Here is a 25735-nt window from a genome sequence, read left to right as displayed (position 1 = left end):
GTGGCCGCAAGCGGTTTTTTTTACTGCTTAGCCTTCAGCCTGGGCAGACTGAATCGCCGTCAGCGCGATGGTATAGACGATATCGTCAACCAGTGCGCCACGTGACAGATCGTTAACCGGCTTGCGCATACCCTGCAGCATTGGACCGATAGAGATCAGGTCAGCGGAACGCTGCACTGCTTTATAAGTGGTGTTACCGGTGTTGAGATCCGGGAAGATAAATACCGTAGCACGGCCAGCAACCGGTGAGTTTGGCGCTTTAGATTTGGCAACATCCGCCATAATCGCCGCGTCATACTGCAACGGACCGTCGATCACCAGATCAGGGCGTTTTTCCTGAGCGATGCGGGTGGCTTCACGTACTTTTTCCACATCGCTACCGGCACCGGAGTTACCGGTTGAGTAGGAGATCATCGCGACGCGTGGATCGATACCAAATGCGGCGGCGGAGTCAGCAGACTGGATGGCGATCTCTGCCAGCTGTTCTGCGGTTGGGTCCGGGTTGATGGCGCAGTCGCCATACACCAGAACCTGTTCCGGCAGCAGCATAAAGAACACTGAGGAGACCAGCGAGCTGTTTGGCGCGGTTTTGATCAGCTGCAGTGGCGGGCGGATGGTGTTGGCAGTGGTATGAATCGCGCCAGAAACCAGACCGTCAACTTCGCTTTTCTCCAGCATCATGGTGCCCAGCACCACGTTGTCTTCCAGCTGCTCGCGGGCGACCACTTCGGTCATCCCTTTGCTCTTACGCAGCTCAACCAGACGGCCGACATAATTTTCGCGTACCACTTCCGGATCGACAATCTCGATACCGGCACCCAGTTCAACACCCTGAGTGGCGGCGACACGCTGAATTTCATCCGGGTTACCCAGCAGCACACAGTGAGCGATGCCGCGTTCGGCGCAAATCGCTGCCGCTTTCACGGTACGCGGTTCTTCACCTTCTGGCAGCACGATGCGTTTACCGGCTTTACGCGCCAGCTCAGTCAGCTCATAGCGGAAGGCTGGCGGCGACAGACGACGGCTACGCTCAGAGGTCGCGGTGAGGGATTCAATCCAGTCCGCATCAATATGGCTGGCAACATACTCCTGCACGCGCTCAATACGCTGGGTATCGTCGCTCGGGACTTCCAGGTTAAAGCTCTGCAGGCTCAGAGAGGTCTGCCAGGTATTGGTATTCACCATAAACACCGGCAGGCCAGTCTGGAACGCACGGTCGCAGAGTTTATTAATCCGCTCGTCAATCGCATAACCACCGGTCAGCAGAATGGCGCCAATCTCAACGCCGTTCATCGCTGCCAGGCAGGCGGCAACCAGCACGTCAGGACGATCAGCGGAGGTCACCAGCAGTGAGCCCGGGCGGAAATGTTCCAGCATATGCGGAATACTGCGGGCGCAGAAGGTGACTGATTTAACGCGACGGGTCGCAATATCACCTTCATTGATAATGCGCGCATTCAGGTGACGGCACATATCGATAGCGCGGGTGGCGATCAGCTCAAAGCTCCATGGCACACAGCCAAGAACCGGCAGCGGACTGTTGGCGAACAGATGCTTAGGATCGATATTCGCTACGCTGGCCTTGCTGGAGTCATCAAAAATCTCGGAGAGATCGGGACGGGTACGGCCCTGCTCGTCAACCGGCGCATTCAGTTTGTTAATGATCACGCCAGTGATATTTTTATTTTTGCTGCCGCCAAAGCTGCTTTGGGTCAGCTCGATACGCTCTTTCAGCTGCGCCGGAGAGTCATTACCCAGCGACATCACAAACACAATTTCTGCATTGAGCGTTTTGGCGATTTCATAGTTCAGCGCGTTGGCGAACTGATGTTTACGCGTTGGCACTAAACCTTCAACCAGCACCACTTCCGCATCTTTCGTATTTTCATGATAGCGGGCAATGATCTCTTCCATCAGCACGTCCTGCTGGTTCGAGCCCAGCAGAGATTCAACGCGTGCCATCTGCAGCGGTTCGGCGGCCGGGATGGAGGAGTTGCGGCGGATAATGGTGGTGGTCTGGTCCGGTGCGTTACCGCCAGTGCGCGGCTGCGCGATCGGTTTAAAGACGCTGAGACGAACGCCTTTACGTTCCATTGCGCGGATCACGCCGAGGCTGACGCTGGTCAGGCCGACGCTGGTGCCGGTTGGAATCAACATAATAGTACGTGACACAATTTACCTCTCAGGTGTTGCATGCGGTCCAAAACAACTCCGTCAGCCTGGGCTGACGGAGGAGGAGCATTAAGCAGTCAGACGCGCTGCGTCCTGGGCGATGACCAACTCTTCATTGGTTGGGATAACCACCGCAGGGCGAGTGCCCTCTTTATTGATAAAACCAGATTTGCCAAAACGTGCAGCAAGGTTGCGTTCGTGATCGACTTCAAAGCCCAACAGCGACAGCTTAGCCAGTGACAGCTCGCGCACCATAGCGGCGTTTTCACCGATACCGCCAGTGAACACTACGGCATCCAGACGACCATCCATCAGTGCGGTATAAGAGGCGATGTATTTTGCCAGACGGTGGCAGAATACGCTCATGGCACGTTTGGCGTCTTCTTTGGTGGTGTAGTTCTCTTCGACATAACGGCAGTCGCTGGTGACTTCGGTCAGGCCCAGCAGACCAGACTCTTTAGTCAGCAGTTTATTGATAGCATCAATGTTCATGCCGAGGGTGTCGTGCAGGAAGAAGATGATTGCCGGGTCGATATCGCCGCTGCGCGTACCCATCACCAGACCTTCCAGCGGCGTCAGACCCATAGAGGTGTCAACGCATACGCCGTTGCGAATCGCAGAAACTGAACCACCATTGCCGAGATGGCAGGTGATAACGTTCAGCTCTTCAATCGGCTTGTTAAGCATTTTGGCCGCTTCCTGAGACACATAGAAGTGGCTGGTGCCATGCGCGCCGTAGCGACGTACGCCATGTTCTTTGTATAATTTGTACGGCAGGGCATACAGATAAGATTCTTCAGGCATTGTCTGATGGAAAGCGGTATCGAAAACCACGACATTCTTATCAGACAGATGTGGGAAGTTTTTCATCGCTTCTTCAATACCGATCAGATGCGCCGGGTTATGCAGTGGTGCAAAAGAAGATGCGTCTTTGATACCCTGAACTACCGCGTCGTTGACCACCACGGACTGGGTCAGTTTTTCGCCACCGTGAACGATGCGATGACCTATTGCAGCAATTTGTGCCGACAGCTCAGGTTTTTGTGCCAGAATAGATTTAACCATGAAGTTGAGTGCTTCACTGTGTGCTGCACCCGCACCCAGAGCCGCTTCATGTTTAGCGCCGTCCATTTTCCATTTGATACGCGCTTCCGGAAGGTGGAAACATTCGGCTAAGCCAGAGAGAAACTCTTCGCCATCTGCCGGATTGATAATGGCAAATTTCAGGGAAGAGCTACCGCAGTTCAGAACCAGTACTAACTTACTCGACATGGAAGTACCTATTGATTAAAAGTGGCGAAAATAAAGTCAATCAGACTATCAGCGTAGCGCATGAAAGCTGGTAGATTAATGATTAAAATCATATTGACGGGAAAAGAATCTCTGTCCCGTTAAAAAAACTTGGTGATTTTACATTTTTTTTTGAAAGCGGGCTTAACTAATGATGGCCTCGCCATTGGCGACACGGATTCAGGGCCCGAAAATCGCGCTCAGGATACCTGACAGTCACTCTTAAAGACAAAATATTTTGAAGTTTATGAAGTAAAGTTGTTGGGTTGCGTTATTTTTTTAAATTTTATCAAAGAAGTTGAGGTTTGCCATGGCTAATCAATCCGAGTCCGTGAGTTGGTTCAAGGTGTTCCAGCTTGGGCAGCACTATATGAAGACATGGCCGGTTGATAAGCGACTGGCGGCTGTGTTCCCGGAAAATCGAGTCAGCCGTGCGACCCGTTTCTCTATCCGCTTTATGCCGCCGCTGGCGGTGTTTACCCTGACGTGGCAAATTGCGCTCGGCGGACAACTCGGTCCGGCGGTGGCCACCGCGCTGTTTGCCTGTACGCTGCCCATGCAGGGGCTGTGGTGGCTGGGTAAGCGCTCGGTAACGCCGTTACCGCCGACATTGCTGCGCTGGTTCCACGAGGTGCGTACCCGGCTGCAGGAAGCCGGTCAGGCGATTGCGCCGGTAGAAGGCAAACCGACTTATCAGTCGCTGGCGGAAGTGCTGAAGCGCGCATTTAAGCAGCTTGATAAAACCTTTCTCGACGATCTTTGAGTTGCTCACGGGTTTTCGCCGGTAAAAATAACCACGGAAACCCGCGCTAAATCAAAGAAGCGTCGGCTTGCGATACCCTGTCATCTTCCATTGTGCGATCCTTGGTCATCTCTCTTAATTTACTACTGTCCCGGTGACACAGGAGTTAAAAATGGAAATGACCAATGCTCAGCGTTTGATCCTCTCCAACCAGTATAAAATGATGACCATGCTCGATCCTGACAACGCCGAGCGCTACCGTCGTCAGCAGACCATTATCGAACGCGGTTATGGCCTGCAGATGTGCGAACTGGATCGCGACTTCGGTGATTTAAGCGAAGAGGTGTGTCGCACGATTATCGCCATTATGGAAATGCATCATGCCATGCATGTTTCCTGGACCAATCTGAAAGATAGCAGCGGGCTGGAAGAACGCCGTCTGGCCTTCCTCGGCTTTGATGCGGCGACCGAAGCGCGTTATCTTGGTTATGTGCGCTTTATGGTCAATATCGAGGGGCGTTATACCCATTTTGATTCCGGTACCCATGGCTTTAATGCCCAGACCCCGATGTGGGAAAAATACCATCGTATGCTGACGGTATGGCAAACTTGTCCCCGTCAGTACCATCTGAGTGCGAACGAGATCGCGCAAATCATTAACGCCTGAGAAGGAAACGCATGTGAAGTGTAAAGGTTTTCTGTTTGATTTAGACGGCACGCTGGTTGACTCATTACCGGCGGTCGAACGCGCATGGAGCAACTGGGGCAAAAGACACGGGATAGATGCCACAGAGATTCTGGATTTTATCCACGGTAAACAGGCGATTACCTCACTGCGTCACTTTATGGCTGGTGCGTCTGAAGACGAGATCCAGAAAGAGTTCCTCGCGCTGGAAAAAATTGAAGCGGAAGACACCGACGGCATTATCGCTCTGCCAGGCGCCATGCAACTGCTGGCAACGCTGGATGAACTGGCGATCCCCTGGGCGATCGTCACCTCGGGTTCGGTGCCGGTTGCCTCGGCGCGGCGCGCCGCCACCGGTTTACCTGAGCCGGAAGTGCTGGTCACCGCTGAGCGGGTAACGCGCGGCAAACCGGAGCCGGATGCCTATCTGCTGGGAGCCCAGCTGCTGGCGCTGGAACCGGAAGAGTGTGTGGTTGTCGAGGATGCTGGCGCCGGGATCCTGTCCGGTCTTGCCGCAGGCAGCCATGTGATTGCGGTTAACCCACCGGGAAACGCCCCGCGTCTGGACGATGTTGATATGGTTCTCGCTTCGCTGGAGGAGTTGATTATCAACAAAAATGCTGATGGTACGGTGGATATCTACCGTAAGCACTAATCATGACTTAACCCCGCGCCAGCGGGGTTAATTTTATGGCATCCTCTGCTTAACCTCCCTCCACAGCAGAGATCGGCAGTGAATAATCAACTTATCTGGGTCCTTGGCCTGCTGCTCATCGCCATTATACTGTTTGTCACCGGCAAACTGCGGATGGACGTGGTGGCGTTACTGGTGATCATCGTGTTTGTCCTGAGCGGTACTCTGACGCTGCAGGAGGCGACCGCCGGTTTTAGCGATCCCAATGTGATTCTGATCGCCGCGCTGTTTGTGATTGGCGAGGGGCTGGTGCGTACCGGCGTGGCGCTGCAAATGGGGGAGTGGCTGGTAAAAATGGCTGGCAGCAGTGAAAGCAAGATGCTGATGCTGCTAATGCTTACCGTCGCCGGGCTGGGCTCGGTGATGAGTTCTACCGGGGTGGTGGCGATCTTTATTCCGGTGGTGCTGAGTGTGGCGGTGAAAATGGGCACCGCCGCCGGGCGTCTGATGATGCCACTGAGCTTTGCCGGCTTAATCAGCGGCATGATGACCCTGGTGGCGACGCCGCCCAACCTGGTGGTGAATAGTGAACTGCAGCGCGAAGGTCTGCCGGGCTTTACGTTCTTCGCCGTGACGCCGATTGGCCTGGTGATCCTGCTGCTGGGCATCGCTTATATGCTGGTGGCGCGCTGGTGGCTGGTGCTGCCTTCCGACCAACATGACCAGAATGCCGCCCGCCAGCGACGCACTTTCCGCGACCTGATCCGCGATTATAAACTGACCGGGCGCGCCAGGCGTTTATCGATCCGCGTCGGGTCGCCGCTGGTCGGGCACCGTCTGGACGATCTGCGGCTGCGTGAACGCTATGGCGCCAATGTGGTGGGGCTTGAGCGCTGGCATAAGTTCCGCCGGGTGATGGTAGCGGTTACCGGCAGCACCGAGTTCCGCCCGCATGATGTGTTGCTGATCGATATGTCGGCGGCCGACATCGATCTGCGCGAATTTTGCAGTGAGCAACTGCTGGAGCCGCTGGTACTGCGTGGCGACTATTTTTCCGATCGGGCGCGCGATGTCGGTATGGCGGAGGTATCGCTGATTCCGGATTCGGAGCTGCCGGGGAAAACCCTGCGCGAACTGACTTTCCGCAGCCGTTACGGCGTTAGCGTGGTGGGCATCCGGCGGCGTGGGGATGTGCTGGACGGCGCCTTAATCGATGTAGTGCTGGAGCTGGGCGATATTTTGCTGGTGATTGGCGACTGGAAACTGATTGTGCAGCTACAGCAGCAAAAGCGCGATTTTATCGTGCTGAATCTGCCGGCCGAGGTGGACGATATGGCGCCGGCCAGCAGTCAGGCGCCCCATGCGCTGTTTTGTCTGGCGCTGATGGTGGCGATGATGCTGACGGAGTCGATCCCGAACCCGATCGCCGCGCTGATTGCCTGCCTGCTGATGGGGCGTTTTCGTTGTATCGATATGGAAAGCGCACTGCGCGCGATTCACTGGCCGGGGATTATTTTGATTGTCGGCATGATGCCGTTTGCCATTGCGCTGCAGAAAACCGGTGGGGTGGCGTTAATCGTGCAGGGATTAATGAATATTGCCGGCGGCAGCGGACCGCATATTATGTTGATCTGCCTGTTTGTGCTCTGTGCCAGCATCGGGCTGTTTATTTCCAATACCGCCACGGCGGTGCTGATGGCGCCGATTGGGATTGCCGCCGCCCATCAGATGGGGCTGTCGCCGTACCCGTTTACCATGATTATCGCCATTGCCGCCTCGGCGGCCTTTATGACCCCGGTGTCATCGCCGGTGAATACTCTGGTGATGGCGCCCGGCGGCTACCGTTTTAGCGATTTCGTGAAAATCGGCGTGCCTTTTACTCTGCTGGTGCTGGTAGTGAGTGTGTTGTTAGTGCCGGTGTTATTTCCATTTTAACAGTGCGCCGGCGATTATTACCCCCGCTACGCTAGCGGCAGGGGCGGCATGGATGCCGTCATTACAACGGGGTATCCTGGCTGATCTCATCCAGCGACAAATTAAAACTTGGCACAAACACCGCGACAAAATAGTCCATTTCCGCACTGCGGCGCTGATCAAGCGTTTTTTCCAGCCGCGCTTTCGCCTGGCGGAACTCATTATTACCCGCTGACAGCTCCTCCAGACACTTCAGATAGGCGCACAGCGCGTCGGCCTGCTTAACGATGGCGGTCTCTTCCGCGGAGTGCAGATGTTCATCCAGCAGCGGTCGAAAGGCGTCCTGCAAATCAGCCGGCAACATCTCAATTAGCTTTTGCTGCGCAATCTTCTCAATCTTTTTATATTCATGAGCAATCTGCGCATTGTAATACTTCACCGGGGTCGGCAGGTCACCGGTTAACACTTCGCTGGCATCGTGATACAGCGCCAGCATGGCGATACGTTCGGCGTTCAGCTGCCCGGAAAATTTCTGGTTTTTAATCAGCGCCAGCGCATGGGCCACCATTGCCACTTGCAGACTATGCTCAGAGACATTTTCGGTGCGCACATTACGCATTAGCGGCCAGCGATTGATTAATTTCAGGCGGGAAAGGTGAGCGAAAAAATGGCTTTGATTCATAGCGCTATATCCTGTGGTGCTGGCGGGAGCCATCAATGGCTCCCGCCGGACGTTTACTGGTGATAGCCTTCGAGGAAACGGCCAAACTTACCGATCGCCATATCCAGCTCATCCACTCGCGGCAGGGTCACGATACGCACATGATCCGGCCATGGCCAGTTAAAGGCGGTACCCTGTACCAGCAGCACTTTTTCCTGCAACAGGAAATCCAGCACCATCTTCTGGTCGTCGTGGATGTTGAAGCGTTTCGCATCAATGCGCGGGAACATATAGAGCGCGCCCTGAGGCTTCACGCAGCTGACGCCGGGGATCTCATTAATCATTTCCCATGCGCGCTGGCGCTGTTCATACAGGCGGCCGCCGGGCACGATAAACTCGCTGATACTCTGATAGCCGCCCAGCGCGGTCTGGATTGCGTGCTGCGCCGGTACGTTGGCGCACAGACGCATAGACGCCAGCATCTCCAGACCTTCAATATAGCCTTTGGCGTGCTTTTTCGGTCCGTTCAGCACCATCCAGCCCTGACGGAAGCCCGCCACGCGGTAGGTTTTCGACAGCCCGTTAAAGGTGATGGTTAACAGATCCGGCGCCATGGCGGCAATCGAATGGTGCTGGGCTGCATCATAAAGAATTTTGTCATAGATCTCGTCAGCGAAGATGATCAGATTATGCTGGCGCGCCAGCTCGACCACTTCCATCAGCAGCTCTTTGCTGTACACCGCGCCGGTTGGGTTATTCGGGTTGATGATCACGATACCGCGGGTGCGGGGCGTAATTTTACTGCGGATATCATCAAGGTCCGGGAACCAGCCCGCGGATTCATCACACAGATAGTGCACCGCGTTACCGCCGGAAAGAGAAACGGCGGCGGTCCATAACGGGTAGTCAGGCGCCGGCACCAGCATTTCGTCGCCGCTGTTCAGCAACGCCTGCATCGATTGCACTATCAATTCTGAGACACCGTTGCCGATATAGATATCTTCTACGGTGACGTCGCGCATACCGCGCGCCTGATAGTGTTGCATGATGGCTTTACGGGCGGAGTAGAGACCTTTTGAATCACAGTAGCCCTGCGCGCTGGGCAGGTTGCGAATCACATCGACCAGGATTTCATCGGGCGCTTCAAAGCCGAACGGGGCCGGGTTACCGATATTGAGTTTGAGGACTTTGTTGCCTTCTTCTTCAAGGCGTTTTGCTTCTTTTAACACCGGGCCGCGAATGTCGTAACAGACGTTATCCAGTTTACCTGATTTATCAATTTGAAAGTTCATCTACTGTCGCCTTAACTGGCAGAGCCGCGTTCCTGCCGTGGAAAATAACTCGCACAATTTACTCCTCTGCTCCGCGCTTTTGAAGGGCTGTATCCGGTTTTGGCGTGATAGTGATTTTTTAACCGACAGCGTGGCATGCATCATTGGCTGCCTGGTAATGCCTGGCATAGTGTACTGGCTGTTACCGGCTCGCTGGAATTAAATGCTGCCGCCGTTGTGTCGCTGTAAAGCAGGCTATCCAGCGAAAGCGGCGCGCAGCAATGTTTTTTTACTATTTTTGATAGAAAAAGGTGGATAGATGCGGAAGGAAATAGTCAAATGAATCTTATTGAAGTGGCATTTTTGTCCGCTGGTGTGACCAGCTGTTAGCCGGGACTGCCGATGCGGTTAGTTCGCATCAACGCCAGGCACCTGGTTTAGAATGGTAGTCAAACGCTGAATTTTGCCTGTCCAGGTGAGTGAAAATGCGCTCTCATCGATAAAATGCTGCTTTAGTGATAAGAATAATAAGATTGGGGCTTAAAAAATAATCGACAGTATGCCAGGATAACCATCAAGGGACTTCACAGCAAAAAAGTGGATGTTTCTGGCGATAAAAACAGCCGTTTTAGGGCTGGAAACATTAAGCGCTATTTACTATTTGGCGTTGCGAATACAACGTTATGGAAAGTCAACTCAGGAAAGTCGTTGTGAACCTGACCAGGCGCAGCCAGTGTTTACTTAAGTTGCCGCGCTGTTAATTAGCGACTATGACGCAGCTTCCTGCACCTTATGGGTTAGTGCTGCGTGCATTAACAACCTATCAGACGAAAGATACTATTTATTTATGGGCCTGATTGCGAAAGAACGACAGGGCTGGTATCGCGGAAAGGAGTTTCTGACGTTAGCCGACAACGAAATGTGTTGAGGAATATTCTTATTCGTTCTCTCACCATTCTCGTTCTGTCACCGCTTTATCTGTTGGATAAAGTAAGTAGTAACACCAGGGTAGCTGTTTGTAAAAAATCTAATAAGTGAAGAAAAAAACATGACTAATGCAAATCGTCCGATACTTAATCTTGACCTCGATCTACTGAGGACGTTTGTTGCGGTTGCGGATCTGAATACCTTTGCGGCCGCGGCGGCCGCGGTGTGCAGAACGCAATCAGCAGTAAGCCAACAAATGCAGCGTCTGGAGCAACTGGTGGGCAAAGAGTTGTTTGCCCGGCATGGACGCAATAAATTGTTGACGGAACATGGCATCCAGCTATTGGGCTACGCCAGAAAAATACTGCGTTTCAATGACGAAGCTTGTACCTCGCTAATGTACAGTAATATTCAGGGGGTGCTGACGATCGGCGCGTCCGATGATACCTCCGATACCATTCTGCCGTTCTTACTTAACCGCGTGACCTCAGTCTATCCGAAGCTGGCGATCGACGTACGCGTGAAGCGTAATCCATTTATGATGGAAATGCTCAATCAGGGTGAAGTCGATCTGGTGGTAACCACCTCCAGCCCGGGAAGCTTTACTCATCAGGTACTGCGTACTTCGCCGACCCTGTGGTATTGCGCCGCTGACTATATTTTTCAGCGTGGTGAAGCGATTCCACTGGTGCTGCTGGACGAACCGAGCCCGTATCGCGATATGGCCATCGACCATCTCAATGAGGCGGGTATTCCATGGCGTATCTCTTATGTCGCTTCTACCCTGGCGGCGGTGCGCGCTGCGGTAAAAGCCGGTCTTGGCGTCACGGCGCGTCCGGTGGAGATGATGAGCCCGGAATTACGCGTGATGGGGGCGGCGGAAGGTTTACCGGTACTGCCGGATACCCAGTATCTGCTGTGCCGCAATCCGGAAAGCGATAATGAACTGGCGCTGGCGATCTTCAATGCGATGGAGTCCAGAAACGATCCTTACAACCTGATCGTGGAAGGCCAGGACGGCACTGTTCTGCTGGATGACGAAGAGTAGTTATAACGCGAATCTAAACGAGACCCGTTATCATAAAAATGCGGTTTTCCAGCGGTTAATCGCCTGAAATAAGCCTCTCGCCTGTAAATAATGGCGAGAGGCTTTTTTATTGCACTTTTCCAGCGGATTAATGGCGTTTTTTGCCCGCTATCTATTTGTATGAATTATTTCATCATTTATTGTTTACGTAGTAAATATAACTATATGTAATTATCTCGCCAGTGGTTGCATATCGTGAGTAATTGTTATGGAAGCTGGCTGCTTTTTTATCATAAAGGCTAAAACTGTGTTCTGGATCATAAAAATAACCCCAATAAGGGGCAGGAAAAAGAAAGAATTCCTGTCAAAATATGACGGTTAAATCAACGATCCCTGTTATCAATTTGCAGCTACACTATACTCTGTAAGGGTATACTGACTCGATTTAGCTCAATATCTGCGCACCAAATGTTAATAAAATGCTGCAACTGTAAAATAAGGTGTAGATACTTTTGTCAAAGTTGACAAAAGGTTATAGAAAGGGGTAAAAAACCCCATAAAATTGCTGCTTAATCATTAAAGACGGCAAAATTTATAAGGTTTTTCATCCTTCCCTTGAATCGATGTGGTGTGTTAACTGCCGTTAGCAGAGCAGAACGCAAAGCACCACTTTTGATAAGTAAGCAGAGTGTATGTCAACAACCACACAAGTTATCGCTCATCACTGGGCATTTGCTGTTTTCCTGATCGTTGCTATGGGACTCTGTTGCCTGATGTTGGCTGGCGCATGGTTTTTGGGCGGTAGAGCGCACGGAAGACATAAAAACACCCCTTTCGAATCCGGTATTGACCCGGTCGGCAGCACGCAAATGCGTCTTTCTGCCAAATTCTATCTGGTCGCGATGTTCTTCGTTATCTTCGACGTCGAAGCCCTCTATTTATACGCATGGTCGACCTCTATCCGTGAAAGCGGCTGGGTCGGCTTTGTCGAAGCCGCCATTTTCATTTTGGTGCTGCTGGCTGGGTTGGTTTATCTGGTGCGGATTGGTGCGCTGGATTGGGCTCCTGCACGTCGTCGTGTGGTGGTCAAAACCGATACGGTCAGTCACAACACCAACCGTCATACGCAGTAACAGCGAGGCATTAAGATGGACTATACGCTCACCCGCATAGACCCGAACGGTGAGAACGACCGTTATCCCCTGCAAAAACAGGAGATCGTGACTGATCCTCTTGAGCAGCATGTTCACCGCAGTGTTTATATGGGCAAACTCGAGAATGCCCTGCATGACATGGTGAACTGGGGTCGCAAAAACTCTCTTTGGCCGTATAACTTCGGCCTTTCGTGCTGTTACGTGGAGATGGTGACCTCGTTCACTGCCGTCCACGACGTGGCACGTTTCGGTGCAGAAGTGCTGCGCGCTTCTCCACGCCAGGCTGATTTTATGGTGGTCGCCGGTACGCCATTTACCAAAATGGCCCCGGTTATTCAGCGTTTGTACGATCAGATGCTGGAGCCTAAATGGGTGATCTCAATGGGCGCCTGCGCCAACTCTGGCGGTATGTATGACATCTACTCTGTGGTACAGGGCGTGGATAAATTCCTGCCGGTAGACGTCTATATTCCGGGGTGCCCGCCGCGTCCGGAAGCTTATATGCAGGCGCTGCTGCTGCTGCAGGAGTCGATCGGTAAAGAACGCCGTCCACTCTCGTGGGTGGTGGGCGACCAGGGCGTGTATCGCGCCAATATGCAGTCAGAGCGCGAGCGAAAACGCGAAGAACGTATCGCCGTGACTAACCTGCGTTCGCCGGACGAAATTTAAGCTAACAATTGATGTTTATTTATGGCTGCGGCCTGATATTCGCGTAAAACAAACACAATTTTATCACGCGAACCGCAGCCTGACGCCAACACTGTGCGCCTGGCAGCAGGCCAGAATGGTGAACAACTTATGACTGATTTGACCACGCAAGATCTCGCTCAGCCAGCATGGCAAACCCGGGATCACCTGGATGACCCGGTGATCGGCGAGCTGCGTAATCGTTTTGGGCCAGATGCCTTTACTGTTCAGGCAACCCGCATCGGTGTTCCGGTGGTCTGGGTGAAGCGGGAACAGTTACTGGAAATCGGGGAGTTTCTGCGCAAACTACCCAAACCCTATGTGATGCTGTTCGACCTTCACGGGATGGATGAGCGTCTGCGTACTCACCGCGACGGTTTACCGGCCGCGGATTTTTCCGTTTTCTACCACCTGATCTCTATTGAACGTAATCGCGACATTATGCTCAAGGTGGCATTGTCTGAAAACGATCTGCATGTGGCGACCTTCACTAAACTTTTCCCGAATGCCAACTGGTATGAGCGTGAAACCTGGGAAATGTTCGGGATTACCTTTGATGGTCACCCGCATCTGACGCGCATCATGATGCCGCCAACCTGGGAAGGGCATCCGCTGCGCAAAGATTATCCGGCGCGCGCCACCGAATTCGATCCTTTCGAGCTGACGAAGCAGAAGGAAGATTTGGAGATGGAAGCGCTGACCTTCAAGCCTGAAGCTTGGGGCATGAAGCGCGGCACCAGCAATGAGGACTTTATGTTCCTCAACCTCGGCCCGAACCACCCTTCGGCGCACGGTGCTTTCCGTATTATCCTGCAGCTGGACGGCGAAGAGATTGTCGACTGCGTGCCGGATATCGGCTACCACCACCGTGGCGCCGAGAAGATGGGCGAGCGCCAGTCCTGGCACAGCTATATTCCGTATACCGACCGTATCGAATACCTCGGCGGCTGTGTGAACGAAATGCCGTATGTACTGGCGGTCGAGAAACTGGCCGGCATTAAAGTACCGGAGCGCGTGGATATGATCCGCGTGATGCTGTCCGAACTGTTCCGCATCAACAGCCATCTGCTGTATATCTCCACCTTTATCCAGGACGTCGGTGCGATGACGCCGGTGTTCTTCGCCTTTACCGATCGGCAGAAGATTTACGATCTGGTGGAAGCAATCACCGGTTTCCGTATGCACCCGGCGTGGTTCCGCATTGGCGGTGTGGCGCACGATCTGCCGAAAGGCTGGGATCGTCTGCTGCGCGAATTCCTTGACTGGATGCCAAAACGTCTTGATTCCTATGTGAAAGCAGCGCTGAAAAACACCGTGCTGATCGGTCGTTCGAAAGGCGTGGCCGCGTATGGTCGTGATGAAGCGCTGGCATGGGGCACCACCGGTGCTGGCCTGCGTGCCACCGGCGTTGATTTTGACGTGCGTAAATGGCGCCCTTACTCAGGCTATGAGCAGTTCGATTTCGAAGTGCCGACCGGGGATGGCGTCAGCGACTGCTATAGCCGCGTGATGCTGAAAGTGGAAGAGTTGCGTCAGAGTCTGCGCATTCTTGAGCAGTGCTACAAGAATATGCCGGAAGGTCCGTTTAAGGCTGACCACCCGCTGACCACGCCGCCGCCGAAAGAGCGCACCCTGCAGCACATTGAAACCCTGATCACTCACTTCCTGCAAGTCTCCTGGGGCCCGGTGATGCCGGCCAACGAATCCTTCCAGATGATCGAGGCGACGAAAGGGATCAACAGTTACTACCTGACCAGTGATGGCAGCACCATGAGCTACCGCACCCGTGTGCGTACGCCGAGCTTCCCGCACTTGCAACAGATCCCTTCGGTGATCCGTGGCAGCCTGGTATCCGATCTGATCGTATACCTCGGTAGTATCGATTTTGTTATGTCAGACGTGGACCGCTAATTATGCACGATCAAAAAATTGCGATCGAAACGATCGATGAAAATGAGGTCTTTGTGCTGAGTGCCGCAGAACGTGACGCTATTGAGCATGAAAAACATCATTACGAAGATGCACGCGCCGCCTCGATTGAAGCGCTGAAGATCGTGCAGAAGCAGCGTGGCTGGGTGCCGGATGGCGCCATCCATGCGATTGCCGACGTGCTGGGGATTCCGGCCAGCGACGTTGAAGGCGTCGCCACATTTTACAGCCAGATCTTCCGTCAGCCGGTGGGGCGTCATGTGATCCGCTACTGTGACAGCGTGGTATGCCATATCACCGGTTATCAGGGGATCCAGGCGGCGCTGGAGCAGAATCTGCAGATTAAGCCGGGTCAGACTACCGGCGACGGCCGTTTTACCCTGCTGCCAACCTGTTGCCTGGGTAACTGCGATAAAGGCCCGACCATGATGGTGGATGAAGATACCCATGTTCATCTGACGCCGGAAGCTATCGCTACTTTACTGGAGCAGTATCAATGAAACAGATCATTCGTACTGCCGAAATGCATCCGCTGACGTGGCGTATGCGCGATGACAAACAGCCGGTATGGCTGGATGAGTATCGCAGTAAAAACGGCTATGCCGGTGCGGAAAAAGCACTGAAGAGCATGACGCCGGAAGAGATTGTGACGGTGGTAAAAGATTCCGGCCTGAAAGGGCGCGGCGGCGCGGGCTTCTCCACCGGTCTGAAGTGGAGCCTGATGCCGAAAGACGAAAGCATGAACATCCGTTACCTGCTGTGTAACGCTGATGAGATGGAACCGGGCACCTATAAAGACCGCCTGCTGATGGAGCAGATGCCGCATCAGCTGGTGGAAGGGATGTTGATCAGTGCGTTTGCGCTGAAATCATACCGTGGCTACATCTTCCTGCGCGGTGAGTATATCGAGGCGGCGGTTAATCTGCGGCGCGCGATTGCCGAAGCGACGGCGGCGGGCCTGCTGGGTAAAAATATCCTTGGCACCGGTTTTGATTTTGAGCTGATTGTCCATACCGGCGCCGGTCGCTACATCTGTGGTGAAGAGACGGCATTGATTAACTCGCTGGAAGGCCGTCGCGCCAACCCGCGTTCCAAGCCGCCGTTCCCGGCCTCCGCCGGCGCCTGGGGCAAGCCGACCTGTGTCAACAACGTCGAAACTCTGTCGAATGTACCGGCGATCCTGGCCAACGGCGTCGAGTGGTACAAGGGCATTTCTAACAGCGATGACGCCGGCACCAAAATGATGGGCTTCTCTGGCCGGGTGAAAAATCCGGGGGTATGGGAGTTGCCGTTTGGCACCACTGCCCGTGAGATCCTCGAAGAGTACGCCGGTGGCATGCGTGATGGCCTGAAATTTAAAGCCTGGCAGCCAGGCGGCGCCGGTACGGATTTTCTTACCGATAAACATCTCGATCTGCCGATGGAGTTTGCCAGCATCGGTAAAGCCGGTAGCCGTTTAGGCACCGCGCTGGCGATGGCGGTCGATCATGAGATCAATATGGTATCGCTGGTGCGTAACCTGGAAGAGTTCTTTGCCCGTGAATCCTGCGGCTGGTGTACGCCATGCCGTGATGGCCTGCCGTGGAGCGTAAAAATTCTGCGCGCGCTGGAGCAGGGCAAAGGTCAGCCGGGTGATATTGAGACGCTGGAGCAGCTTTGCCGCCAGCTCGGCCCGGGCAAAACCTTTTGTGCCCATGCGCCAGGTGCAGTCGAGCCGCTGCAAAGCGCGATTAAATATTTCCGCGAAGAATTTGAAGCTGGCATCGCGCCACAGGTATTTAGCAATGCCCGTGCTATCGGTGGTATTCAGCCCAACCTGTTAAAGGCGCGCTGGTAAAAAAACGGTGTAGAACCGTAGGGGCGGTATTGATGCCGCCCGCCAGGGTAAAAAGAATTGTGTTTAACGCTTGTGGGTACACGAGCCTTACGGAAGCATGTTCACTATGGCTACAATTCATGTAGACGGTAAAGAATATGAGGTCGATGGCGCAGACAACTTGCTGCAGGCATGTCTGTCCCTTGGCCTGGATATTCCTTATTTTTGCTGGCACCCGGCGCTGGGCAGCGTAGGTGCTTGCCGCCAGTGTGCGGTGAAGCAATACCAAAATGCCGAAGATACCCGTGGTCGCCTGGTCATGTCCTGCATGACGCCAGCTTCTGACGGCACCTTTATCTCAATTGATGACGGCGAAGCGAAAGAGTTCCGCGAAAGCGTGGTGGAGTGGCTGATGACCAACCACCCACACGACTGTCCGGTCTGTGAAGAGGGGGGGAACTGCCACCTTCAGGATATGACCGTGATGACCGGCCACAGCTTCCGTCGCTACCGCTTTACCAAGCGTACTCACCGCAATCAGGATCTCGGTCCGTTTATTTCCCATGAAATGAACCGCTGTATCGCCTGTTACCGCTGTGTGCGTTACTACAAAGATTATGCCGACGGCACCGATCTCGGGGTCTATGGCGCCCATGACAACGTCTACTTTGGTCGTCCGGAAGATGGCACGCTGGAGAGCGAGTTCTCCGGTAACCTGGTGGAAATTTGCCCGACCGGCGTCTTCACCGATAAAACCCACTCCGAGCGTTACAACCGTAAATGGGATATGCAGTTTGCTCCGAGCATCTGCCAGCAGTGCAGCGTCGGCTGTAATACCAGCCCGGGCGAGCGCTACGGTGAGTTGCGGCGTATTGAAAACCGCTATAACGGTACTGTAAACCACTATTTTCTTTGCGACCGTGGCCGCTTCGGCTATGGCTACGTCAATCTGAAAGATCGTCCGCGCCAGCCAATGCAGCGTCGCGGCGACGACTGGATTACGCTGAATGCCGATCAGGCGATGCAGGGGGCGGCAGATATCCTGCGTCAGGCGCAGAAAGTGATTGGTATTGGTTCCCCGCGCGCCAGCATTGAGAGCAACTTTGCCCTGCGTGAACTGGTGGGCGCAGAGAACTTCTCTACCGGTATTCCGGCCGCTGAGCAGTCGCGTCTGGAACTGATGCTGAAAGTATTACGCGAAGGTGGTATTCATACGCCGGCGCTGCGTGAAATTGAGAGCTACGATGCGGTACTGGTGTTAGGTGAAGACTTAACTCAGACCGGCGCTCGGGTGGCGCTCTCGGTGCGTCAGGCGGTAAAAGGTAAATCACGTGAGATGGCCGCCGCGCAGAAAGTCGCGGACTGGCAGATCGCGGCGATCCTGAATATCGGCCAGAATGCCAAACATCCGCTGTTTGTCACCAACGTTGATGAAACCCGCCTCGATGATATTGCGGCATGGAGCTATCGCGCGCCGGTGGAAGATCAGGCGCGTCTCGGCTTTGCCATTGCCCATGCGCTGGATAACAGCGCCCCGGCGGTTGACAATATCGGGCGCAGCCTGGCCGGTAAAATTGACGTGGTGGTGCAGGCGCTGGCCGGCGCCAGAAAACCACTGATTATTTCCGGCACCCACGCCGGCAGCCTGGCGATGATCGAAGCCGCCGCCAACGTGGCGAAAGCGCTGAAAGGTCGCGGGGCGGATGTCGGCATCACGCTGCTGGCCCCGGCGGCAAACAGCGTCGGCCTGAGCATGATCGGCGGCAAATCGCTCGATGCGGCGCTGGCAGAGCTGGCCAGCGGTGAGGCGGATGCGGTAGTGATTATGGAAAACGATCTCTATCGTCAGGCGCCGGCGGCGCAGGTTGATGCGGCGCTGAGCAATACGCCGAATGTGATTGTTATCGATCACCAGCGTACGGCCACGATGGATAAAGCCGGTCTGATCCTCTCCACCGCCAGTTTCGCCGAGAGTGATGGCACCCTGGTAAACCAGGAAGGCCGCGCACAGCGCTTCTTCCAGGTTTACGATCCGGCCTATTACGATACCAGCGTGGAAATGCTGGAGAGCTGGCGCTGGCTGCATTCACTGCAGAGCACCGTTGAGAGCCGCAATGTTGACTGGACGCAGCTGGACCATGTGATCGACGCCGCCGTACAGGCATTGCCGCAGCTGGCGGCGATCAAAGACGCGGCGCCGGATGCCAGCTTCCGTATTCGCGGGCAGAAACTGGCGCGTTCTCCGCATCGTTCCAGCGGCCGTACCGCCATGCGCGCCAATATCAGCGTGCACGAACCGCGTCAGCCGCAGGATAAAGACACCATGTTCTCCTTCTCCATGGAAGGGAACAACAACCCGCTGGCCAATCGTCAGCAGATCCCGTTTGCCTGGGCGCCAGGCTGGAACTCACCGCAGGCATGGAACAAATTCCAGGCGGAAGTGGGCGGCAAATTGCTGCATGGCGATCCGGGTATCCGTCTGTTTGAGGCCAGCGAAGGCCAACTGGCCTGGTTTGACCAGGTTCCCGCCGCCTTTAGCGGCAGCGAAAATCAGTGGCGTGTCGCTCCTTACTATCACCTGTTTGGTAGTGAAGAGATGACGCAGCGCGCACCGGTGATCCAGAAACGTATGCCGCAGGCGTATGTGATGGTCAATCCGGCTGATGCGGCGAAACTGGGCGTGAACGCCGGCACGACGGTGGAGTTCAGCTGTGCAGGCCAGACTCTTGCTCTGCCGGTGCGTTTTTCTGACGCCTTGCAGGCAGGGCAGGTTGGTTTACCGCTGGGTATGCCAGGCATTCCGCCGTACCTTGCCGGCGCGAATATTGACAATCTGCGGGAGGCTGCGCAATGAGCTGGCTAACACCGGATGTTATCGACATTCTGCTGACTATCGTGAAAGCGGTAGTGATCCTGCTGGTGGTGGTGATCTGCGGCGCCTTTATGAGCTTTGGCGAGCGGCGTCTGCTGGGGCTGTTCCAGAACCGTTACGGGCCAAACCGTGTCGGCTGGGGCGGCTCGCTGCAGCTGGTTGCTGACATGCTGAAGATGTTCTTTAAAGAGGACTGGATCCCGCCATTTACTGACCGGGTCATCTTCACCCTGGCGCCGATGATTGCCTTTACTTCGCTGCTGCTGGCCTTTGCGATTGTGCCGGTCAGTCCGAGCTGGGTGGTTACCGATCTGAATATCGGCCTGTTGTTCTTCCTGATGATGGCCGGTCTGGCTGTTTATGCGGTGCTGTTTGCCGGCTGGTCGAGCAATAACAAATACTCTCTGTTAGGGGCGATGCGTGCTTCAGCTCAGACCCTGAGCTACGAAGTGTTCCTCGGCCTGTCGCTGATGGGGGTGGTGGCGCAGGCTGGCTCATTTAATATGACCGACATCGTCAATAGCCAGGCGCATCTGTGGAATATCATCCCGCAGTTCTTTGGTTTCCTGACGTTCGCCATTGCCGGCGTGGCGGTCTGTCACCGTCATCCGTTTGACCAGCCGGAAGCCGAGCAGGAACTGGCCGATGGTTATCACATTGAATATTCCGGGATGAAATTCGGTCTGTTCTTTGTCGGTGAATATATCGCTATCGTTACCGTCTCAGCACTGATTGTAACGCTGTTCTTTGGCGGCTGGCACGGCCCATGGTTGCCACCGTTTATCTGGTTTGCGCTAAAGACGGCGTTCTTCATGATGATGTTTATTCTGATTCGTGCTGCGTTACCGCGTCCACGCTACGACCAGGTGATGTCTTTTGGCTGGAAAGTTTGTCTGCCGTTGACGCTGTTGAACCTGCTGGCGACTGCCGCAGTGATTCTGTACACCGCGCAGTAAGGGGTTAAATAACCATGACATTGAAAGAAATAGTGGTTGGTTTCGCGACCCAGGTTCGCAGCATCTGGATGATCGGGATGCATGCGTTCGCCAAACGCGAAACACAGATGTACCCGGAAGAGCCGGTTTATCTGCCGCCGCGCTATCGTGGCCGTATCGTGCTAACGCGCGATCCGGACGGTGAAGAGCGCTGTGTGGCCTGTAACCTGTGTGCGGTAGCCTGCCCGGTCGGCTGTATTTCGCTGCAAAAAGCGGAACAGCAGGATGGACGCTGGTATCCGGAGTTTTTCCGCATCAACTTCTCTCGCTGCATTTTCTGTGGCCTGTGTGAAGAAGCCTGCCCGACCACCGCAATCCAGCTTACCCCGGATTTCGAAATGGGTGAGTTTAAGCGTCAGGATCTGGTATACGAAAAAGAGGACCTGTTGATTTCAGGGCCGGGTAAATATCCGGAATACAACTTCTATCGTATGGCGGGTATGGCGATCGAGGGTAAAGATAAGGGCGACGCTGAAAACGAAGCCAAACCTATCGACGTCAAAGGCTTGTTACCTTAAGGAGCCAGACATGGAATTTGCATTTTATATTTGCGGACTGGTGGCGGTACTGACGACATTGCGCGTTATTACCCACACTAATCCGGTGCATGCGTTGCTGTACCTGATCATCTCGCTGTTATCGATTGCCGGGGTGTTCTTTTCGCTGGGCGCTTACTTTGCCGGAGCGCTGGAGATCATCGTTTACGCTGGCGCCATTATGGTGCTGTTCGTGTTTGTGGTAATGATGCTGAACCTGGGTAAATCGGTGCAGGAGCAGGAGCGTAAGTGGCTGCAACCTTCATTGTGGATTGGTCCGGGTATTGTGGCGCTGCTGCTGCTGGCGGTACTGATCTATGCCATCAGCACCGTGCACGATCAGGGTATCGATGGCACCATGATTGATGCGAAAGCGGTCGGCATTAGCCTGTTTGGCCCTTACGTACTGGCGGTTGAGCTGGCATCAATGCTGCTGCTGGCCGGTCTGGTGGTGGCGTTCCACGTCGGACGTGAAGATCGTCAGGGCGAGCTGTTAAGCAACCGCCCGGCGGACGCGGCAAAAAGTAACAAGGAGGAACAAGCATGATCCCTCTGCAACATGGACTGATCCTGGCGGCGATTCTGTTCGTTCTCGGACTGACCGCGCTGGTGATGCGTCGCAATCTGTTGTTTATGTTAATTGGCCTCGAAATCATGATTAACGCTGCCGCACTGGCGTTTGTGGTGGCGGGAAGCTATTGGGGACAAGCCGATGGTCAGGTGATGTATATCCTGGCGATCAGCCTTGCGGCGGCGGAAGCCAGTATTGGCCTGGCGCTGTTACTGCAGCTGCATCGTCGTCGTCATACTCTGAACATTGACACAGTGAGCGAGATGCGCGGATGAATCTTCTCTACTTAACTATTCTGTTCCCGCTGATCGGCTTTTTGCTGCTGGCATTTTCACGCGGCCGCTGGTCGGAGAATCTCTCGGCCGCCATCGGGATGGGCTCGGTCGGCCTGGCGGCGCTGGTCACCGTGTTTGTCGGGATGGCGTTCTTTAATAACGGTCAGCAGGTATTTAATCAGGCGCTCTGGACCTGGATGCAGGTCGGCAACTTTAAGATTGACGTGAACCTGACGCTGGACGGCCTGTCGCTGACCATGCTGTCGGTGGTTACCGGGGTCGGTTTTCTGATTCATATGTTTGCCAGCTGGTATATGCGTGGGGAAGAGGGCTATTCACGCTTCTTCGCCTATACCAACCTGTTTATCGCCAGCATGGTGATTCTGGTGCTGGCCGATAACCTGATGCTGATGTATCTCGGCTGGGAAGGGGTGGGCCTCTGCTCCTATCTGCTGATCGGTTTCTACTACACCAATCCGAACAACGGCGCGGCGGCGATGAAAGCCTTTATCATCACCCGCGTTGGCGACGTGTTCCTCGCATTTGCGCTGTTTATTCTGTGGAACGAGCTGGGTACGCTTAACTTCCGCGAAATGGTAGAGCTGGCGCCGGCACACTTCGCCGCGGACAATCATATGCTGCAGTGGGCGACGCTGCTGCTGCTGGGTGGCGCCGTGGGTAAATCCGCGCAGCTGCCGTTGCAGACCTGGCTGGCCGATGCGATGGCGGGTCCGACGCCGGTTTCCGCACTGATCCACGCGGCGACCATGGTGACCGCCGGTGTGTATCTGATCGCCCGCAGCCACGGCCTGTTCCTGCTGACGCCGGAAGTGCTGCATCTGGTCGGCATTATCGGTGCGATTACGTTGGTGCTGGCCGGGTTTGCCGCGCTGGTGCAGACCGATATCAAACGCGTGCTGGCTTACTCCACCATGAGCCAGATTGGTTATATGTTCCTGGCGCTGGGGGTGCAGGCGTGGGACGCGGCCATTTTCCACCTAATGACCCATGCGTTCTTTAAAGCGTTGCTGTTCCTCTCGTCCGGTTCGGTCATTCTGGCCTGCCATCACGAGCAGAACATTTTCAAAATGGGCGGCCTGCGCAAAAGTATCCCGCTGGTGTATATCTGCTTCCTGGTCGGCGGCGCGGCGTTGTCCGCTCTGCCGTTGATTACCGCCGGCTTCTTCAGTAAGGATGAGATCCTTGCCGGTGCGCTGGCCAACGGTCATCTTAATCTGATGGTTGCCGGTCTGGTGGGGGCCTTTATGACCTCGCTGTATACCTTCCGTATGATCTTTATCACCTTCCACGGTGAGGAGAAGATCCATGCGCATGCCGGTAAAGGCATCACCCATCATCTGCCGCTGATAGTATTACTGCTTCTCTCAACCTTTATTGGTGCGATGATTGTTCCGCCATTGCGGGGCGTATTGCCCGAAACGACGGAGCTGGCGCACGGCAGCGTTCTGACGCTGGAGATCACTTCAGGCGTGGTGGCTATCGCCGGTATTCTGCTGGCTGCGGCACTGTGGCTCGGCAAACGCCAGCTGGTGATCGCGGTTGCCAATAGCCCGGTTGGGCGTTTCTTCACTACCTGGTGGTTTGCCGCATGGGGCTTTGACTGGCTGTACGACAAAGTCTTCGTCAAACCTTATCTCGGTGTCGCGTGGCTGCTGAAACGTGATCCGCTGAATGCTCTGATGAATATTCCGGCCATCCTGTCGCGGTTTGCGAACAAGGGGCTGGTGGTCAGCGAAAACGGCTATCTGCGCTGGTATGTCGCCTCAATGAGCGTCGGCGCCGTAGTGGTGCTGGCGCTGCTGATGGTGATTTAAGGTTAGTGAGCGGGATGACAGAATGCGTCACCCCAGAATAAGAATTTCGAAAATATACCCCGTATAAATGGGCGTACTCGGCGCAGTCAATTTGTTCACCGCCAGCGCACAGCAACCGCAGCATACTTTAGTATGTGAGGATTGCGAGCACTGCCGGAGGCCAAATTGACAAGCGAGATAGGCCAAACGGGCTTGAAGAAAAGGGAAACCCCGCCATGTTATTGCCTTGGCTTATATTGATACCCTTTGTCGGTGGCTTGTTGTGTTGGCAGTTTGAGCGTTTTGGTACGAAAGTGCCGCGCTGGATCGCGCTGATCACCATGGGACTGACGCTGGTGCTGTCGCTGCAACTCTGGATGCAGGGTGGTTATTCGCTGACCCAGGCTGCCGGATTGCCGCAGTGGCAATCCGAATACTCTGCCGCGTGGATCCCACGTTTCGGTATTAGTTTCCATCTGGCACTCGACGGTCTGTCGTTACTGATGGTGGTGCTGACCGGTTTGCTGGGCCTGATGGCGGTACTTTGTTCGTGGAATGAGATCGAAAAGTATCAGGGCTTCTTCTACCTTAACCTGATGTGGATCCTCGGTGGCGTTATCGGCGTGTTCCTTGCCATCGATATGTTCCTGTTCTTCTTCTTCTGGGAAATGATGCTGGTGCCGATGTACTTCCTGATCGCGCTCTGGGGTCACAAGGCATCCGACGGTAAAACGCGTATTACCGCCGCCACTAAATTCTTTATCTATACCCAGTCCAGCGGTCTGGTGATGTTAATCGCCATTCTTGGCCTGGTATTTGTGCACTACAACGCCACCGGCGTGTGGACGTTCAACTATGAACAGCTGCTGAAAACGCCGATGTCCCATGGTGTGGAATACCTGCTGATGCTTGGCTTCTTTATCGCTTTTGCGGTGAAAATGCCGGTGGTGCCGTTGCACGGCTGGCTGCCCGATGCACACAGTCAGGCGCCTACCGCGGGTTCGGTGGACCTCGCCGGTATTCTGTTAAAAACGGCGGCTTACGGCTTATTACGCTTTAGTCTGCCGCTGTTTCCGAACGCCTCTGCCGAATTTGCGCCTGTTGCGATGTGGCTCGGTATTATTGGCATCTTCTACGGCGCCTGGATGGCATTTAATCAGACGGATATTAAACGCCTGATTGCTTACACCTCTATCTCCCATATGGGTTTTGTGTTGATTGCCATCTACACCGGCAGCCAGCTGGCGTTCCAGGGCGCGGTAATCCAGATGATTGCTCACGGTCTGTCGGCAGCGGCGCTGTTTATCCTCTGTGGCCAGCTGTATGAACGCCTGCATACGCGCGATATGCGTCAGATGGGCGGTTTGTGGTCACGAATCAAATGGATTCCGGGTCTGTCGCTGTTCTTTGCGGTGGCCAACCTCGGCATGCCGGGAACCGGTAACTTTGTTGGTGAGTTTATGATCCTCACCGGCAGCTTCAGGGCAGTGCCGGTGATTATTGTTATTGCTACCTTCGGTCTGGTTTTTGCGTCGGTTTACTCGTTAGTCATGATGCAACGTGCCTACTACGGTCCGGCTAAATCAGAGCAACCGCTGAAAGGCATGACGCCGCGTGAATTCCTGATGATTATGGTGCTGGTGGTTCTGCTGGTGTTGCTGGGTGTTTATCCGCAACCGATTCTGGACACCTCACATGCTGCGACGAGCAATATTCAGCAGTGGTTTAGCGCTTCAATTTCAACTACAAGGCCGTAATTCGCC

At 54.5% G+C, this 25735-nt stretch carries 20 protein-coding genes and 1 pseudogene; 17 read left to right on the top strand and 4 right to left on the bottom strand.

Annotated elements, in window-relative coordinates:
• Nucleotides 1-27: 27 nt before the first annotated feature.
• Nucleotides 28-2157 (bottom strand): phosphate acetyltransferase, encoded by a 2130-nt coding sequence (gene pta / locus JWF83_RS20060; protein WP_413652232.1) that lies wholly within the window; start codon nt 2155-2157, stop codon nt 28-30.
• 84 nt (nt 2158-2241) lie between these two features.
• Complete coding sequence (gene ackA / locus JWF83_RS20055; RefSeq protein ID WP_413652175.1) at nt 2242-3444, bottom strand: acetate kinase; 1203 nt, start codon at nt 3442-3444, stop codon at nt 2242-2244.
• Nucleotides 3445-3772: 328 nt separating this feature from the next.
• On the opposite strand from ackA, the gene yfbV reads away from it, so the two are divergent.
• The 4 genes from yfbV to JWF83_RS20035 all read left to right on the top strand — a co-directional run bounded on the left by yfbV (nt 3773) and on the right by JWF83_RS20035 (nt 7458).
• Complete coding sequence (gene yfbV / locus JWF83_RS20050; protein WP_413652174.1) at nt 3773-4225, top strand: terminus macrodomain insulation protein YfbV; 453 nt, start codon at nt 3773-3775, stop codon at nt 4223-4225.
• 151 nt (nt 4226-4376) lie between these two features.
• Entirely contained in the window at nt 4377-4871 is a 495-nt protein-coding gene (locus JWF83_RS20045; protein WP_413652173.1) for a YfbU family protein, read from the top strand.
• A 13-nt stretch (nt 4872-4884) separates the two neighbouring features.
• Nucleotides 4885-5544: a sugar phosphatase gene (locus JWF83_RS20040; RefSeq protein WP_413652172.1), complete on the top strand. Its 660-nt coding sequence runs from the start codon at nt 4885-4887 to the stop codon at nt 5542-5544.
• Nucleotides 5545-5622: 78 nt separating this feature from the next.
• Complete coding sequence (locus JWF83_RS20035) at nt 5623-7458, top strand: SLC13 family permease (RefSeq protein ID WP_413652171.1); 1836 nt, start codon at nt 5623-5625, stop codon at nt 7456-7458.
• A gap of 61 nt (nt 7459-7519) precedes the next feature.
• Here the strand turns inward: JWF83_RS20035 and yfbR are convergent, their stop codons facing one another.
• Both yfbR and JWF83_RS20025 read right to left on the bottom strand, forming a co-directional pair.
• Nucleotides 7520-8119 (bottom strand): 5'-deoxynucleotidase, encoded by a 600-nt coding sequence (gene yfbR, locus JWF83_RS20030; protein ID WP_413652170.1) that lies wholly within the window; start codon nt 8117-8119, stop codon nt 7520-7522.
• A gap of 53 nt (nt 8120-8172) precedes the next feature.
• Nucleotides 8173-9390, bottom strand: a complete 1218-nt coding sequence (locus tag JWF83_RS20025; protein ID WP_413652169.1) for a pyridoxal phosphate-dependent aminotransferase — start codon at nt 9388-9390, stop codon at nt 8173-8175.
• A gap of 1027 nt (nt 9391-10417) precedes the next feature.
• Here JWF83_RS20025 and lrhA point away from each other — a divergent pair.
• The 13 genes and pseudogenes from lrhA (at nt 10418) to nuoM (ending at nt 25729) form a co-directional block, all read left to right on the top strand.
• Complete coding sequence (gene lrhA / locus JWF83_RS20020; RefSeq protein WP_413652168.1) at nt 10418-11344, top strand: transcriptional regulator LrhA; 927 nt, start codon at nt 10418-10420, stop codon at nt 11342-11344.
• Nucleotides 11345-12015: 671 nt separating this feature from the next.
• Nucleotides 12016-12456 carry an NADH-quinone oxidoreductase subunit A gene (locus JWF83_RS20015; protein WP_413652167.1) on the top strand — a complete coding sequence of 147 codons (441 nt, stop codon included), beginning with the start codon at nt 12016-12018 and terminating at the stop codon, nt 12454-12456.
• Nucleotides 12457-12471: 15 nt separating this feature from the next.
• The gene (locus tag JWF83_RS20010) at nt 12472-13146 is read left to right on the top strand and encodes a NuoB/complex I 20 kDa subunit family protein (protein WP_017803426.1); all 675 of its coding nucleotides are present in this window, start codon (nt 12472-12474) and stop codon (nt 13144-13146) included.
• Nucleotides 13147-13261: 115 nt separating this feature from the next.
• A pseudogene (gene nuoC, locus JWF83_RS20005) lies at nt 13262-15075 on the top strand (NADH-quinone oxidoreductase subunit C/D).
• A 2-nt stretch (nt 15076-15077) separates the two neighbouring features.
• On the top strand, nt 15078-15593 hold the full coding sequence (gene nuoE / locus JWF83_RS20000) for an NADH-quinone oxidoreductase subunit NuoE (RefSeq protein ID WP_413652166.1): 516 nt from the start codon (nt 15078-15080) through the stop codon (nt 15591-15593).
• Nucleotides 15590-16930 carry an NADH-quinone oxidoreductase subunit NuoF gene (nuoF, locus tag JWF83_RS19995; RefSeq protein ID WP_413652165.1) on the top strand — a complete coding sequence of 447 codons (1341 nt, stop codon included), beginning with the start codon at nt 15590-15592 and terminating at the stop codon, nt 16928-16930. The genes nuoE and nuoF overlap by 4 nt, the downstream gene beginning before the upstream one ends.
• A 106-nt stretch (nt 16931-17036) precedes the next feature.
• Nucleotides 17037-19763, top strand: a complete 2727-nt coding sequence (gene nuoG, locus JWF83_RS19990) for an NADH-quinone oxidoreductase subunit NuoG (RefSeq protein WP_413652164.1) — start codon at nt 17037-17039, stop codon at nt 19761-19763.
• The gene (nuoH, locus tag JWF83_RS19985) at nt 19760-20737 is read left to right on the top strand and encodes an NADH-quinone oxidoreductase subunit NuoH (RefSeq protein WP_413652163.1); all 978 of its coding nucleotides are present in this window, start codon (nt 19760-19762) and stop codon (nt 20735-20737) included. Before nuoG ends, nuoH begins: the two co-directional genes overlap by 4 nt.
• Before the next feature lie 14 nt (nt 20738-20751).
• Nucleotides 20752-21294: an NADH-quinone oxidoreductase subunit NuoI gene (gene nuoI / locus JWF83_RS19980; protein ID WP_413652162.1), complete on the top strand. Its 543-nt coding sequence runs from the start codon at nt 20752-20754 to the stop codon at nt 21292-21294.
• A 10-nt stretch (nt 21295-21304) separates the two neighbouring features.
• The gene (gene nuoJ, locus JWF83_RS19975) at nt 21305-21859 is read left to right on the top strand and encodes an NADH-quinone oxidoreductase subunit J (protein ID WP_413652161.1); all 555 of its coding nucleotides are present in this window, start codon (nt 21305-21307) and stop codon (nt 21857-21859) included.
• Nucleotides 21856-22158 carry an NADH-quinone oxidoreductase subunit NuoK gene (gene nuoK, locus JWF83_RS19970; protein ID WP_413652160.1) on the top strand — a complete coding sequence of 101 codons (303 nt, stop codon included), beginning with the start codon at nt 21856-21858 and terminating at the stop codon, nt 22156-22158. Before nuoJ ends, nuoK begins: the two co-directional genes overlap by 4 nt.
• On the top strand, nt 22155-23993 hold the full coding sequence (gene nuoL, locus JWF83_RS19965; protein WP_413652159.1) for an NADH-quinone oxidoreductase subunit L: 1839 nt from the start codon (nt 22155-22157) through the stop codon (nt 23991-23993). Before nuoK ends, nuoL begins: the two co-directional genes overlap by 4 nt.
• Before the next feature lie 215 nt (nt 23994-24208).
• Nucleotides 24209-25729 carry an NADH-quinone oxidoreductase subunit M gene (nuoM, locus tag JWF83_RS19960; protein ID WP_413652158.1) on the top strand — a complete coding sequence of 507 codons (1521 nt, stop codon included), beginning with the start codon at nt 24209-24211 and terminating at the stop codon, nt 25727-25729.
• Nucleotides 25730-25735 lie beyond the last annotated feature (6 nt).

Origin of the sequence: Pantoea sp. B65 (assembly GCF_047308185.1) — a bacterium.
In the GTDB taxonomy this organism is placed as follows: Bacteria; Pseudomonadota; Gammaproteobacteria; order Enterobacterales; family Enterobacteriaceae; genus Erwinia.
The sequence above is the reverse complement of the archived record's forward strand: the minus strand, read 5'-3'. Positions and strand labels throughout refer to the sequence as shown.